The organism is Arcobacter rhizosphaerae, from assembly GCF_049472155.1.
In the GTDB taxonomy this organism is placed as follows: Bacteria; Campylobacterota; Campylobacteria; order Campylobacterales; family Arcobacteraceae; genus Arcobacter_B.
This window is the reverse complement of record NZ_JBMOVW010000002.1, coordinates 331,936-345,700: the sequence shown is the minus strand read 5'-3', so window position 1 is coordinate 345,700 and position 13,765 is coordinate 331,936. Positions and strand designations below refer to the sequence as shown.

Annotated in this window: 14 protein-coding genes; 11 read left to right on the top strand and 3 right to left on the bottom strand. The window is 28.9% G+C overall.

Annotated features, from left to right (window positions below):
• Positions 1 to 110 precede the first annotated feature (110 nt).
• From ACH5BH_RS04750 to pqqE, 9 genes are all read left to right on the top strand, one after another.
• The gene (locus tag ACH5BH_RS04750) at positions 111 to 1,070 is read left to right on the top strand and encodes a YVTN family beta-propeller repeat protein (RefSeq protein ID WP_423297625.1); all 960 of its coding nucleotides are present in this window, start codon (positions 111 to 113) and stop codon (positions 1,068 to 1,070) included.
• 2 nt (positions 1,071 to 1,072) lie between these two features.
• Positions 1,073 to 1,795 carry an ATP-binding cassette domain-containing protein gene (locus ACH5BH_RS04745; protein WP_423297624.1) on the top strand — a complete coding sequence of 241 codons (723 nt, stop codon included), beginning with the start codon at positions 1,073 to 1,075 and terminating at the stop codon, positions 1,793 to 1,795.
• Positions 1,796 to 1,798: 3 nt separating this feature from the next.
• The gene (locus ACH5BH_RS04740; protein ID WP_423297623.1) at positions 1,799 to 2,581 is read left to right on the top strand and encodes an ABC transporter permease; all 783 of its coding nucleotides are present in this window, start codon (positions 1,799 to 1,801) and stop codon (positions 2,579 to 2,581) included.
• Positions 2,582 to 2,660: 79 nt separating this feature from the next.
• On the top strand, positions 2,661 to 4,451 hold the full coding sequence (locus ACH5BH_RS04735; RefSeq protein ID WP_404307523.1) for a PQQ-dependent methanol/ethanol family dehydrogenase: 1,791 nt from the start codon (positions 2,661 to 2,663) through the stop codon (positions 4,449 to 4,451).
• A 36-nt stretch (positions 4,452 to 4,487) separates the two neighbouring features.
• Entirely contained in the window at positions 4,488 to 4,562 is a 75-nt protein-coding gene (pqqA, locus tag ACH5BH_RS04730) for a pyrroloquinoline quinone precursor peptide PqqA (RefSeq protein WP_404307570.1), read from the top strand.
• A 93-nt stretch (positions 4,563 to 4,655) separates the two neighbouring features.
• Positions 4,656 to 5,573, top strand: coding sequence for a pyrroloquinoline quinone biosynthesis protein PqqB (gene pqqB, locus ACH5BH_RS04725; protein ID WP_423297622.1), 918 nt, complete (start codon positions 4,656 to 4,658; stop codon positions 5,571 to 5,573).
• Between the two features lie 16 nt (positions 5,574 to 5,589).
• On the top strand, positions 5,590 to 6,348 hold the full coding sequence (pqqC, locus tag ACH5BH_RS04720) for a pyrroloquinoline-quinone synthase PqqC (protein WP_423297621.1): 759 nt from the start codon (positions 5,590 to 5,592) through the stop codon (positions 6,346 to 6,348).
• The gene (pqqD, locus tag ACH5BH_RS04715; protein ID WP_423297620.1) at positions 6,317 to 6,586 is read left to right on the top strand and encodes a pyrroloquinoline quinone biosynthesis peptide chaperone PqqD; all 270 of its coding nucleotides are present in this window, start codon (positions 6,317 to 6,319) and stop codon (positions 6,584 to 6,586) included. The genes pqqC and pqqD overlap by 32 nt, the downstream gene beginning before the upstream one ends.
• Positions 6,576 to 7,709 (top strand): pyrroloquinoline quinone biosynthesis protein PqqE, encoded by a 1,134-nt coding sequence (gene pqqE, locus ACH5BH_RS04710; protein ID WP_423297619.1) that lies wholly within the window; start codon positions 6,576 to 6,578, stop codon positions 7,707 to 7,709. The genes pqqD and pqqE overlap by 11 nt, the downstream gene beginning before the upstream one ends.
• A gap of 10 nt (positions 7,710 to 7,719) precedes the next feature.
• Here pqqE and ACH5BH_RS04705 read toward each other — a convergent pair whose 3' ends face one another.
• On the bottom strand, positions 7,720 to 8,376 hold the full coding sequence (locus ACH5BH_RS04705) for a hypothetical protein (protein ID WP_423297618.1): 657 nt from the start codon (positions 8,374 to 8,376) through the stop codon (positions 7,720 to 7,722).
• Between the two features lie 139 nt (positions 8,377 to 8,515).
• On the opposite strand from ACH5BH_RS04705, the gene ACH5BH_RS04700 reads away from it, so the two are divergent.
• Complete coding sequence (locus ACH5BH_RS04700; protein WP_404307512.1) at positions 8,516 to 9,391, top strand: AraC family transcriptional regulator; 876 nt, start codon at positions 8,516 to 8,518, stop codon at positions 9,389 to 9,391.
• A gap of 8 nt (positions 9,392 to 9,399) precedes the next feature.
• On the opposite strand, the gene ACH5BH_RS04695 is transcribed toward ACH5BH_RS04700, so the two are convergent.
• Both ACH5BH_RS04695 and ACH5BH_RS04690 read right to left on the bottom strand, forming a co-directional pair.
• A complete protein-coding gene (locus tag ACH5BH_RS04695) occupies positions 9,400 to 10,059 on the bottom strand; it encodes a response regulator transcription factor (RefSeq protein WP_404307510.1) in 660 nt (219 codons plus the stop codon).
• Positions 10,056 to 11,966: an FIST N-terminal domain-containing protein gene (locus ACH5BH_RS04690; RefSeq protein WP_423297617.1), complete on the bottom strand. Its 1,911-nt coding sequence runs from the start codon at positions 11,964 to 11,966 to the stop codon at positions 10,056 to 10,058. Before ACH5BH_RS04690 ends, ACH5BH_RS04695 begins: the two co-directional genes overlap by 4 nt.
• Positions 11,967 to 12,184: 218 nt before the next feature.
• Between ACH5BH_RS04690 and ACH5BH_RS04685 the strand changes: the two genes are divergently transcribed.
• Positions 12,185 to 13,681 carry an aldehyde dehydrogenase family protein gene (locus ACH5BH_RS04685; protein WP_423297616.1) on the top strand — a complete coding sequence of 499 codons (1,497 nt, stop codon included), beginning with the start codon at positions 12,185 to 12,187 and terminating at the stop codon, positions 13,679 to 13,681.
• Positions 13,682 to 13,765: the final 84 nt, after the last annotated feature.

The following is a 13,765-nucleotide window of genomic DNA, read 5'->3' as shown; positions in this document are numbered from 1 at the left end:
CTGCTTTATCTCTATACTTTTTAAAACTTTTCTTATTACAACAAATCTTTGCTAAACTCAAGCTATAAATATAATATACAATGCTTAAATTAATTTAAGGAGTAATTATTATGAGAAGGTTATTTTTAAGCTCACTATTATTATCAACAAGTTTATTATCGGATACTATTTTTGTATCAAATGAAAAAGATAATACTATTTCTGTTATTGATTCAAAAACAAATAAAGTTATAAAGACCTATGAAGTTGGACAAAGACCTAGAGGTATTTTACTTAATAAAGATTATTCTAAGTTATATATTTGTGCTAGTGACGATGATACAGTTCAAGCTATGGATACAAAAACGGGAAAAATTTTATATAATCTTCCATCAGGTGAAGATCCAGAACAGTTTGCTTTACATCCAGATGGTAAAGAACTTTATATATCAAATGAGGATGATGGTATTGTAACAGTTGTTGACATAGAAAAAAAAGATGTAATTGCACAAATTGAAGTTGGTATTGAGCCAGAAGGTATGGCTGTAAGCCCTGATGGAAGTGTTGCTATCAATACTTCTGAAACATCTAATTTTTTACATTGGATTGATACAAAAACAAAAAAGATTGTTCATAATACTTTAGTTGATCAAAGACCTAGACATATAGAATTCACAAAAGCAGGTGATAAAGTTTGGGCTTCTTCTGAAATTGGTGGTACAGTGATGGTTATTGATACTAAGACTAAAAAAGCACTTTCAAAAATCTCTTTTAAAATTCCAGGTATTTTTAAAGATTTAATTCAACCAGTTGGAATAAAACTGACAAGCAATGGAAAATATGCTTTTGTTGCATTGGGGCCTGCAAATCATGTAGCCGTTATTGATGCAAAAACATATAAAGTAATAAAATACTTATTAGTTGGAAATAGAGTTTGGCAACTTGATTTTGCAGAAAATGAAAAGAAACTTTATACAACAAATGGAGTAAGTGGGGATATTTCTGTCATTGATGTAGAATCATTAAAAGTTAAAAAAACTATTAAAGTTGGAAGGTATCCTTGGGGCTTAGCTGTAGTTCCAAGTAAATAATCATGACTAGTGATATTTTAGAGTTTAAAGATGTAGACTTTTTTTATGGAGATAAAAAAGTATTAAATAATGTATCTTTTAGTATAAAGCAGGGTAGTTTTTCTGTTTTACTAGGATTAAATGGTGCTGGCAAATCTACTATTTTTTCTTTAATCACAAGACTTTTAAAAGTTGAAGTTGGAACTATAAATATAAATCAATATTCAATAAAAAATTATACAAAATCCTTAAAAGATATAGGTATTGTTTTTCAAGAGCCAACTTTGGATTTAGATTTAACTGTACGGCAAAATCTTTATTATTATGGATCTATAAAAGGCTTGAATTTTAAAGATACTATTAAATCCATAGAAAATGAAATAGTAAGGCTTGAACTTCAAGATAGTTTAGATATTACAACTAGAAAACTAAATGGTGGACATAGAAGAAGAGTAGAGATTTTAAGAGCTTTAATAAATAAACCAAAACTTTTACTTTTAGATGAACCAACTGTTGGACTTGATTTAAAAAGTAGATTTGATATTTTGAATTATGTTAGAGATTTAGTTAAAACAGAGAGTTTGAGTGTTTTATGGATTACACATCTTTTTGATGAAGTAGAAGAAAATGATGATATATCTTTTATAAAAAAAGGTGAAATAGTAGAAACAGGAATTGTAAAAGATATAGTTAAAAAGTATGAAAAAGACAAATTAGTTGATACTTTCAATCAAATAGTAAGGTAAAACATGAATATTTATATAAATTGCATGAAAGGAATTATCTATAAAGAGTTAATTCGATTTGTAAAACAAAAAAGTAGATTCTTTTCAGCTTTAGTACGACCTTTATTATGGTTATTTATCTTTTCAGTTGGCTTTAAAACAGCCTTAGGTTTAGCTATTATTCCACCTTATGAGACATATATTACTTATGAAACATACATAGTTCCTGGACTTGTTGGTATGGTTTTACTTTTTAATGGTATGCAAAGTTCACTTACTATGATATTTGATAGAGAAATGGGAAGTATGAAGATTTTACTATCTTCATATATAAATAGAAATTATTTACTATTTTGTAAGATGTTTGCCACAGCAATTGTATCTACAATTCAAGCAGTAACTTTTTTATTAGTAGCAAAAGTTTATGGAGTAGATATTTCATATTTAGCTATTTTATCAACTATTCCTATTATTATGATTTCTTCAATTATATTAAATGCTTTTGCTTTATTTATTTCTTCTGTAATTAAGCAGTTAGAAAATTTTGCTACTGTTATGAATTTTGTTATATTTCCAATGTTTTTTTTAAGTAGTGCTTTATATCCTTTGTGGAAAATAAAAGATTCTTCCTTAGTTTTATTTAATATATCATCTTATAATCCATTTACTTATATAGTTGAATCTATAAGGTTTTCTTTGTATTTAAAAGTTGATATAAATTCTTTAATAATAGTAGTAATTTCTTTGCTTATAACCCTAATAATGGCCTTTGTAGGTTTTAAGTCTAAAAAAATAAATCATAGCTAAACTCAGGCTATATTTCTCATGTATACTTCTTTTAAGACAAATTTTTCAGGTTTGTTATCAAGATTTAAAAGGAGAGAAGATGAATAAAAATAAATTGCTAACTAGTGCAGTTGCCGTTACACTAGCTGCACTAATTAGTGGATGTGCTATGTCTAGCAACATGGAAAATGATAGCATAACAAAAGTTACAAAACCATCATTTGCACCAGTTACTTATGATGAAATTGTAAATGATGCAAAAACACCTGGTGATGTAGTTTCTTATGGTTTAGGACCAAAAGGTCAAAGATACTCAACATTAACTCAAATAAATAAAGATACAGTTAAAGATTTAGTTCCTGTATGGAATTTTAGTTTTGGAGGAGAGAAACAAAGAGGACAAGAGTCTCAACCTATTGTAAAAGATGGTGTTATGTATGTGACAGGTTCTTACTCTAGACTTTTTGCTATAAATGTTTTAACAGGAGAGGAACTATGGCAGTACGATGCAAGACTTCCTGATGCAATTTTACCTTGTTGTGATGTTATAAACAGAGGTGCTGCAATATATGATGATTTAGTAATTTTTGGAACACTTGATGCGAAACTAGTTGCTCTTGATAGAAAAACTGGAAAAGTAAAATGGAAAAAAAGAATTGCTAAATATAAAGATGGATATTCATTTACAGCTGCTCCACTTATTGTAAAAGATATGTTAATCACTGGTGTTTCTGGTGGTGAGTTTGGTGTTGTTGGTAAAGTAGAAGCTAGAAATCCAAAAACAGGTAAGTTAATATGGACTAGACCGATGGTTGAAGGTCACATGGGATATTTAAATGGAAAAGAAAATGGTATTTCAGGAACATTAAATGCAACATGGGAAGGTGATAATTGGAAACATGGTGGAGGTGCTCCTTGGAATGGTGTGACTTATGACCCTGAAACAGATTTAATTTATGTTCCAACTGGAAACCCTGCACCTTGGAATTCTCATTTAAGAAAAGGTGATAACTTATATACTGCTTCAAGAGTTGCTGTAAACCCTGATACTGGTAAAATTGTATGGCATTATCAAACTACTCCAAATGATGGATGGGATTATGATGGTATGGCAGAATTTATACCATTTGATTACAAAGATAAAAATGGAAATGTTGTAAAAGCAGGTGCTACTGCTGACAAAAATGGATTCTTTTATGTATTAGATAGAGTTACTGGTAAGTACATTAGATCTACTCCTTTCGTTGATAAAATCACTTGGGCTAAAGGAATTGATGAAAATGGTAGACCTATAGTAAATGAAGATAATAGACCTGGAGCTCCTGTAAATGGAAAGAAAGGTAAATCTGTATTCTCAGTACCTTCATTCTTAGGTGGTAAAAACTGGAATCCAATGGCTTACTCTAAAAAAACAGGATTATTCTATGTTCCTGCAAATGAGTGGGGAATGGATATTTGGAATCAACCTGTTTCTTATAAAAAAGGTGCAGCATACTTAGGTGCTGGATTTACAATCAAACCTATTTATGAAGATCATATAGGTGCTATCAAAGCTGTTGATCCTGTAAGTGGAAAAATTAAGTGGATTTATAAAAACAAAGCACCTCTATGGGGTGGAGTTTTAACTACTGCTGGTGGTTTAGTAATTACAGGTAATCCAGAGGGTAAACTTTTAGTATTAGATGATGAAACTGGTAAAGAGTTATACTCATTTAATGTTGGTTCTGGAATCGTTTCTTCTCCTATTACTTGGGAGCAAAATGGTGAGCAATATATTGCTGTAGTATCTGGTTGGGGTGGAGCCGTTCCTTTATGGGGTGGTGAAGTTGCAAAAGCTGTTAAGCTTTTAAACCAAGGTGGTTCAGTACACGTATTCAAATTACATAAGTAATCTGAATATAAAAATCTTACAAAGGAGGTAATTGTTATGAAATGGGAAACACCTATGTTTGTGGATAATAGATTTGGTTTTGAAGTAACAATGTATATTTGTAACGAGTAGAACCTAAGGTGAGTAAACTAGCTTTGTCTAGTTTACTCTTTTTATAATTAAGTCTAAACTAGACTTAATTATAAAAAGAGTTAAGGGAAGATTATGAAAATAGAAGTTTTAGGATCAGGTGCAGGAGGAGGTCTTCCTCAGTTTAACTGTAACTGTGATAACTGTAAGGGTTACAGAGAAGGTAAAAAAACTATTAAAAGAAGAACTCAAAGTTCTATTACTATAAGTGAAGATGGTGAAAACTGGGTTTTATTTAATACTTCACCTGATATCTTAGAGCAAATTCATAATTCCCCCTTTTTACACCCAACACAAAAAAGAGAAACAAAAATAAAAGCTATCGTTTTTAATGATGCTCAAATTGACCATACAACAGGTTTACTTATGTTAAGAGAGGGATGTCCTCATCAAATTTATTGTACAAAAGAAGTAAATGAAGAGTTAAATACATCTTTCCCTACTATGAAAATGCTAAAGCATTGGGATGGTGGAGGAACTGTATGGCATGAAATTCTTCCAGATTCAACTACAAAATTTGAAATACCAGTTATGCCTAGTTATGAGTTTTATGCTCATGCACTAATTTCAAATGCTCCTCCATATTCAGCCTACAGAGATAAACCAAGAAAGGGTGATAATATTGGAATAACAGTTGTAAATAAAAATACTGGAAAAAGACTATTTTATTTACCTGGACTTGGTGTTATGGAAGACCATGTATTTGAAGAAATGAGAAATGCAGATGTTCTTTTAATAGAAGGAACACTATGGACAAATGATGAAATGATTAAAGGGAACTTCTCAAATAAACTTGGAACTGATATGGGACATATTCCATTAAGTGGAGAAGAAGGGCTTATCAAAGTTTTAGATAGTTTAGAAAAACCAAGAAAAATACTAATTCATATAAATAATACAAATCCTATTTTAGATGAGAGTAGTGATGAGTATAAGGAGCTTATTTCCCATGGAATTGAAGTTTCTTATGATGGTATGAGTATCGAAATATAATTAAGGAGAGAATATTATGATTAAAAAAATTGACCAATTACTTTCAAAAGAAGAGTTTGAAGCTAAATTAAGAGCTATGGGTAAGATGTATCATATTCATCATCCCTTTCATATAAGAATGTATAAAGGTGAATGTACAAAAGAAGAGATTCAAGGATGGGTAGCAAATAGGTTTTATTATCAAACGGCAATTCCTATTAAAGATGCTGCAATTATGTCAAATAATCCTCCTTTAGAAGATAGAAGAAAGTGGATAGATAGAATTATTGACCATGATAGTGTTGGTGGAGGAATTGAAGCATGGCTTGAGCTAGGTGAAGCAGTTGGACTAAATAAAGAGGATTTAATTTCTCATAGATATGTATTACCATCTGTTAAGTTTGCAGTTGACGCTTATGTAAATTTTGCAAAACAAAGACCTTGGAAAGAGGCTGCAATGTCATCTTTAACTGAGATGTTTGCTCCTGAAATTCATCAACAAAGACTTAATACTTGGCCTGATAATTATCCTTGGATTGAACCAAAAGGTTTAAGATATTTCCAAAAAAGATTAAGTGAAGCAAGAAGAGATGTTCAGCATGGATTATCATTAACATTAGAAGAGTTTAATACAATTGAACTACAAAGTAAAGCTTGTGAAATATTACAATTTAAATTAGATATTTTATGGACAATGTGTGATGCTTTATATTTAGCATACGAATTAAAACAACCTCCATACTTTAATATTGAAGGGGTAGAAGATGCACAAAGAAAAATTAATTGTAGTGAATAATCACTTTCAATTACAGTTTGAAAAAGCACAAGACTGTTTTGTATTATTATACCCAGAAGGTATGGTCCAGTTAAATCAAAGTGCTGGCGAAATAATGAATCAATGTGATGGAACAAAAAGTTTTAATCAGATAGTAAAAACTTTAGAAAAAAAGTTTGAAATGTCTGATTTATCAAAAGATATAGAAGCATTTTTTAATGAAGCATTTGAAAGAAAGTGGGTGCAGTATGTCGATTAATGATAAAGCAAATAATGAAAAATTAGAAATAAAACCGCCACTTTGGGTGCTTTTAGAGTTAACTCATAAGTGTCCTTTAGAGTGTTCTTACTGTTACAATCAACTTGATTTTGTAAATACAAAAGATGCTATGAGTAAAGATGATTGGTTTAGAGTGATGGATGAGGTTAGAGAACTTGGAGCTGTTCAACTTGGTATTTCAGGTGGCGAGCCTTTATTAAATAAAGATATTGTTGATATTGTTCAAAAAGCAAATGACTTGAAGTTTTATACAAATCTTATTACATCAGGAGTTGGTGCTCCAAAAGGAATAGTAAAAAAACTAAAAGAAGCAGGGCTTAAAACAGTTCAGCTAGGTATTCAATCACATGATGAAAATACTATGACTTTAATTACAAACAATAAAAACTCTTATAAAGAAAAAATTGCTTTTGCAAAAGAAATTAAAGCTGCGGGCTTACAACTTATAGTTAATACTTGTATTACTAGACAGAATATTCATCAAGTAGGGGAAATTATAGAATTTGCCGAAACTTTAGGGGCGAACTATTTAGAAATAGCGAATATCCAATATTATGGTTGGGCTTTAAAAAATATAAATGCACTGCTTCCTTCAAAAGAGCAATTAGATGAAGCAAAAGCAAAAGTAAATAAGTATAGACAAAAAGATGATGCAATGAAAGTATTTTTAGTTGTGCCTGATTATTTTGCAGATAGACCAAAAGCTTGTATGAATGGATGGGGAACTACATTTTTAACTATCAATCCTGATGGGGTTGCTCTTCCATGTAATACAGCAAATACTTTACCTTTAGAATTTCCAAATGTTAAAGAAAACTCTGTAAAAGAAGTATGGTATGACTCAAAAGCTTTTAACTATTTTAGAGGGGATAGTTGGATGAGTGAGCCTTGTAGGACTTGTGATGAAAGAGACAAAGACTTTGGCGGATGCAGGTGCCAAGCCTTTGCTCTAACAGGAGAGATGAATGCTGCTGATCCTGTGTGTTCAAAGTCACCTGATCATGCAGTTGTTACGCAAAAAATCCAAGATAGCATTACATATAGCAATCAAAAGATTTTTTATAGAAATAGAAAAAATTCTATTTCATTTTTAGAAGTTTGATAGATTTTATCTATCTTCTTCTTTTTTTTCTAGTTTTTGAAACTCTTTTTGTATTAATTTTAAAACTGTAAGATAAATATTTTTTAATCATATATTCAGATAAATCATACATTTCATCTAAACTTGTTTTAACTTTCCATGTAGAAATTTCTTCTTTTTGTGAAATATTTTTTTTCACAGCGATATTGTTTTCATTGTATATATTTAGTATTTTTTCAATAGGGAAACTATCGATAAAAGTATACGAACAAAAAGATTTTTCAAACTCTTTTTTGTAATTGTAAATCAAACTAAAAGCAAGGAGTTCAGGAATCCAATATGAACCTTTCTTTAGTTGGGAAGAAAAGATTGAGGTTAGGAATTTATAATAAGCTCTCATTGGTTCTAAATTTATTGATATTTTTTTAAGTGTTGAGGACTTATTTTGGTTCTTAAAAACGTATGAAAGTGTTTCACTTGTAACTATATTATTGTCTAAATAGATTTTCAAATTTTTAACATTTTCATGAATAAACTTCATGTCATTTTCACTTTTAGGTAATTGCATTTTCTTGTAATCACTTAATAAGTGATGAACAATAATAAGTAATGTATCTAATTTTAATTTTTGTAAATTTATAGATTCACATTCTTGTAAAACTAAATTCAATTGTTTATTTAAGTTCATATTTTTTCCTAAAAACCTTACTTATATTTTGAATTGTGATTATTGTATGAAAAATTTAAAAATAATTCTTCTTTTTAAGTGCTATTATAATTGTTTATTAGTGCTAATTTTATATTTTATTTATGCTATAATTGATTTTATGAAAAAACAAACTCTTCAAAAAAGAACAAAAATAGCCAATGATATAATGTTTTATATTTATACTCATATTGAGACAAACATCGATATAGAAGAACTTAGTATTGATTTAAATATAAGTAAGTTTCACATGCATAGAATTTTTAAAGAGGCTTTTGGAAAAAATATTTATGAAAGCATTAAATCTATTAGATTACAAAAAGCATCTAATTTATTACTTACAAATAAATATTCAACAATCTCTGATATAGCAAATCAGTGTGGATATTCATCTCAATCTTCTTTTATTAAAACTTTTAAAGAAAGATTTGAAATGACACCAAAACAGTGGAGAAGTGGAGGTTATAAGCAGTATTCAAATAATATTTTACAACAATCTCCAAAAGCTATGGAATCAAAAGCAAATTTCAATGAAATAACACCAACTATAGTAAAAATGCCTTTTAGAAAAGCATATTACATAAGAAATAGAGGATATAATGTAAATATAAAACAAGCTTGGCAAAAACTACAAGTTTGGATTTTGTCAAATAATATTAAAGAGTACAAAGAAATTGCACTTTTTCATGATAATCCTTCAATTACTCCTTTAAATGACTGTCAGTATATCGCTTGTATTGAGACAAGTGAAAGTGAAGAAGTTCAAAGTGATAGATTACCTGATTTTAAAATAGCTGATGGAGTTTATGCAAGATTTGATATAAAAGGTGTTCATGGGGATGTCTTAAAGTTTATTCATTGGGTTTATCATGAATGGCTTCCAAGAAGTGAATTTGAAACAACAACAAAACCCTCTTATGTGGAGTATAGGAAAAACAACTTTTTAAATGATAATAATGAGTTTGATTTAAGTTTTTTTGTATCCATTAAGTTTTAGAAGTAGGGTTAATTTGGTCTTTCAACCATATAACCACTTCCTCTAATATTTTTGATAAAGTCTTCTTTTAATACTTTTTTTACTCTATTTACTTCTGCTCTTATTGTGGCATTATCAATAAAATCATCATTCCATACATAAGTTCTAAACATATCATATTGAACTACTAAGCTTCTATTATGAGCTAATAGTTCTATTATTTGAAGTTGTCTTTTAGGTAAAATATGTGGTTCATTATTAAAATACAAAGTCATGGTTTCTGCATCAAAACTATAGTTTTTTGATAATCTTTTATGTTTTTGTGGTGCTATATTTGTTTTTAATATTTTGTTTATTCTAAGAGTTAATTCTCTTAAATGAAAAGGTTTTTTTAAGTAATCATGACAGCCAATATTAAAAGCTCTATCAATATCTTCTATATCAATAAGAGCTGATATAAATATAGTAGGTATCATTCTTTTATTTTCATGAAGTTTTTCTAAAACACTTAATCCATCAATATTTGGAACATTAATATCAAGTATTAATAAATCAAACTTTTTTTCATCTAATATATCTAAACACTCATCACCTTTTGTTGTATTTGTGATTGAATGCCCTGTAGATGTTAAATACTCTGTAATCATTTCATTTAACATAATATCATCTTCTAAAAGTAATATTTTCATTTTTCAACTCCTTTAAATGTGTAAGTAAATGAAGCCCAGTTTTCACCTGATTCTAATTTTATACCAACATTTTCTTCACTACAAATTCTTTTTACAAGATTTAAACCTAAGCCAAAACCATCTTTTGATTCTTCTTCTCTATAATACTCTTCAAAAATCTTTTGAGGTTCAAGAATTTGAACAGATCGACTCTCTATTATAAAATCACATTCATTATTTATATAAATTAATTTTACATTTATAGTTTCATTAGGCAAAGTATATTTTATTGCATTAGTAAGATTATTATCAACTATTCTTTGAAGTTTAATTTCATTAAAATTAATTCTTATTTCATCTACATTATGAATAAAATTTAATTTTGATTTGAATTTTAAAGCCGTTTGTGTAAAAAACTCAATTCGGCTTCTAATAAAATCAACTAAGTTAATCTCATGTGTTGCTTTATTTACTTGGTCTTTTTTTACTAAATAACTTAAATCATCATATATACTAAAAACATTTTTCATAGCAACTTCAATATTTGATAAATACTTATTTTTACCATGCTCTATTTCATACATATCAATATTTCCCATAATAATAGAAAGAGGAGTATTTGTCTCATGAATTGCATATTTCAAAAATTGTTTTTGTGACTCTACTAAATTTTGTGCATACTTATTGCCTTCTTCCAATTTTTTTGATTGATGCTTATAATCATGGGAAGACTGTTGTATTAAGTGTGTTAAAGCTTGTAAACTTCTAGCATGTTCACTTATTATATTTTCAGTTTTTTCAATTTTCTTTTTTTCTTCATAAGAAATATCATCATTTTCACTAAGGCCTACTACTGTTAGTGTTTGATTTAGTAATTCATTATATCCTTCGTTATGATAAAACTCTCCATACGTAAAAAATCCAGAAGTATTAGCAATCTTTGAAAATGGTTTTATTTCAATATCTATTAAATCAGGAATATATCTTCTTCTAGCCATACAAGTATAAATAAAAAATGATTCTACCCCTGATACAGAACATTTATTAAATAAGGACTGTAAAGGGTTGTTCATTATAAGTTCAACATTACCAAAGCCTAACTTTACAATATCCCCTTTATTTAAGTTACCTGCGAAACTTAAGCTTCCATCATTATGTTTTTGAATAACAGCTCTTGCTACAGGAATTCCATTTTTTTGAACAATCAAAGGAAACTCAATTCCTGTTGCAGGTAAAGACTTGGCTACATACTCTCCTAAGTACTTTTCATAAAAATCTAAAGGGCTTAATCCAGAGATTTTATATACTCTATTTTCTTTAACTTCTTCAATCTCATGATCTATTCCTATTGGTGACCAGTTAAAATTATAAGCATTACAAATTTTTAGTTCTTTTGAATTTAATGAAACACCTACTGCACCTTTTGTAATAATTTTGTCTTGACATAAAATAAAGGTTTCTTTAAAGGTTGCATTATCAGCAGCCATTCCTCCACTTACAACAACATTATTATTTATAGAACTAATCCCATTTAGAAACTCTTCTCCATTAGTAGTTTCTCCATCTGTAAAAGTAATAAGTAGTTTTGTATCTTTTTTACATAGTTTTTTTGCTAATTCTTTTCCATTTTCAAAGGAGTTCTTATTTTGTACAAAAGCTATTTCAAGTTGAGTTTTTTCAAATATAGATATTGATATTACAATTTTTTTAGTTGTAATAGTTTCATTATTAATCTCTCCATCTGTAGATGAACCAATACAAATGGCTTGAGGTAGCTTTGTTTTTAATTTATCTAATATAGTTTTCATTGCTTCTTTAGATTGGCCACAAAAAATTTGTATTAATATGTTTTTTTCTTTTTTTAAAGTATTAAAATCTATTAACAGTTCTAAAGATTGGTCTTCTATTGTATAGTTAAATGTTTTCATAAAAAAATTGTAGCAGATAAATTAAAAAAAACAAAGAAAAAAAACTCTTTAAAAGTGCGTTTTATTGGGAATTTGTAACAAAAAAGTACATTGCTATACTGAGGCTATACTTAGGCTAAATTCATGCTATATTTATCATGTAAACTTTCATCATGCAGAAAAATTATGCAAAAGCAAATAGTTTTTCAAAACATATAAAATAATAAAAAGGATTAAAAATGATTTACAGTAAGCCGGAATACAAAGCTCAATATGAGAACTTTATTGGTGGAGAATGGGTAGCTCCTAAAAGTGGTGAATATTTTGAAAACATTTCACCTGTAGATGGAGAACTTTTAACAAGAATTCCAAGATCAAATGAAGAAGATGTAGATGCAGCAGTAGCTTCTGCAAAAAAAGCTTTTGAATCATTTAAACATACTTCTGTAGTAGATAGAAGTAATTTATTAAATAAAATAGCAGATGCAATTGAAGCAAATTTAGAAGCATTAGCAATAGCTGAAACTTTAGATAATGGTAAAACAATTAGAGAAACTTTAAATGCAGATGTTCCTTTAGTAGTTGATCACTTTAGATATTTTGCATCAGTAATTAGAGCTGAGTCTGGAACTGTATCTGATTTAGATGAAAATACAATTTCACAAGAAGTTTATGAGCCTTATGGTGTTGTAGCACAAATTATTCCTTGGAATTTCCCATTATTAATGGCAGCTTGGAAATTAGCACCAGCTTTAGCAGCAGGAAATTGTGTTGTTATGAAACCAGCAAGTGCAACTCCAATGTCAATTTTATTATTAATGGAAACAATATCTGATGTATTACCAGCAGGTACAATTAACATTATTAATGGTGCAGGTGGAAAAATTGGTAAACACTTATCAACTCATCCAGATGTTAAAAAAGTTGGATTTACAGGTGAAACTACTACGGGTCAGTTAATTATGCAATATGCAACTGAAAATATTATTCCTTCAACATTAGAATTAGGTGGTAAATCACCAAATATCTTTATGCCATCAATCATGGATGCAGATGATGAGTTCTTTGATAAAGCAATTGAAGGTTTAGTATTATTTGCATTTAACTCAGGTGAGGTTTGTACTTGTCCATCAAGAGCATTAATTCATGAAGATATCTATGAGCCATTTATGGCAAGAGTATTAGAAAGAGTTAAAGCTATTAAATTAGGTGATCCTCTTGATACTGATAATATGATGGGAGCTCAGTGTTCTTTAAATCAAAAAGAAAAAATTACTGAGTACATTAAAATTGGTAAAGAAGAGGGTGCTGAGTGTTTAATTGGTGGAGATGTATTAGAGTCTGAAAAATATCCAAATGGATTCTATATTCAACCAACATTATTTAAAGGTCATAATAAAATGAGAATCTTCCAAGAAGAGATTTTTGGGCCAGTACTTGCAGTAACTACATTTAAAACGGCAGAAGAAGCACTAGAAATTGCTAATGATACTATATACGGATTAGGTTCAGGTGTATGGTCAAGAGATGCTCATGAGTTACACTATTTCTCAAGAGGAATCGAAGCTGGTAGAGTATGGGTAAATTGTTATCACTTATATCCATCACACGCATCATTTGGTGGATACAAAAAATCAGGTATTGGTAGAGAAACTCACATGATGATGTTAAACTCATACAGACATACTAAAAATATTTTAACTTCTTATAGTAAAGATGCTTTAGGATTCTTTTAATAGTTAGATTCAATTAATATACCCCCCTTGTTTTAGTACAGAAGGTTAACCCCTTTTCCTTCTGTACTTTTTTATTTTTAACTT

What these genes read in the sequence shown, in the direction of transcription:
- ACH5BH_RS04750 (WP_423297625.1), top strand. Translation starts at nt 111, where the DNA reads ATGAGAAGGTTATTTTTAAGCTCACTATTATTATCAACAAGTTTATTA.
- ACH5BH_RS04745 (WP_423297624.1), top strand. Translation starts at nt 1,073, where the DNA reads ATGACTAGTGATATTTTAGAGTTTAAAGATGTAGACTTTTTTTATGGA.
- ACH5BH_RS04740 (WP_423297623.1), top strand. Translation starts at nt 1,799, where the DNA reads ATGAATATTTATATAAATTGCATGAAAGGAATTATCTATAAAGAGTTA.
- ACH5BH_RS04735 (WP_404307523.1), top strand. Translation starts at nt 2,661, where the DNA reads ATGAATAAAAATAAATTGCTAACTAGTGCAGTTGCCGTTACACTAGCT.
- pqqB (WP_423297622.1), top strand. Translation starts at nt 4,656, where the DNA reads ATGAAAATAGAAGTTTTAGGATCAGGTGCAGGAGGAGGTCTTCCTCAG.
- pqqC (WP_423297621.1), top strand. Translation starts at nt 5,590, where the DNA reads ATGATTAAAAAAATTGACCAATTACTTTCAAAAGAAGAGTTTGAAGCT.
- pqqD (WP_423297620.1), top strand. Translation starts at nt 6,317, where the DNA reads ATGCACAAAGAAAAATTAATTGTAGTGAATAATCACTTTCAATTACAG.
- pqqE (WP_423297619.1), top strand. Translation starts at nt 6,576, where the DNA reads ATGTCGATTAATGATAAAGCAAATAATGAAAAATTAGAAATAAAACCG.
- ACH5BH_RS04705 (WP_423297618.1), bottom strand. Translation starts at nt 8,376, where the DNA reads ATGAACTTAAATAAACAATTGAATTTAGTTTTACAAGAATGTGAATCT.
- ACH5BH_RS04700 (WP_404307512.1), top strand. Translation starts at nt 8,516, where the DNA reads ATGAAAAAACAAACTCTTCAAAAAAGAACAAAAATAGCCAATGATATA.
- ACH5BH_RS04695 (WP_404307510.1), bottom strand. Translation starts at nt 10,059, where the DNA reads ATGAAAATATTACTTTTAGAAGATGATATTATGTTAAATGAAATGATT.
- ACH5BH_RS04690 (WP_423297617.1), bottom strand. Translation starts at nt 11,966, where the DNA reads ATGAAAACATTTAACTATACAATAGAAGACCAATCTTTAGAACTGTTA.
- ACH5BH_RS04685 (WP_423297616.1), top strand. Translation starts at nt 12,185, where the DNA reads ATGATTTACAGTAAGCCGGAATACAAAGCTCAATATGAGAACTTTATT.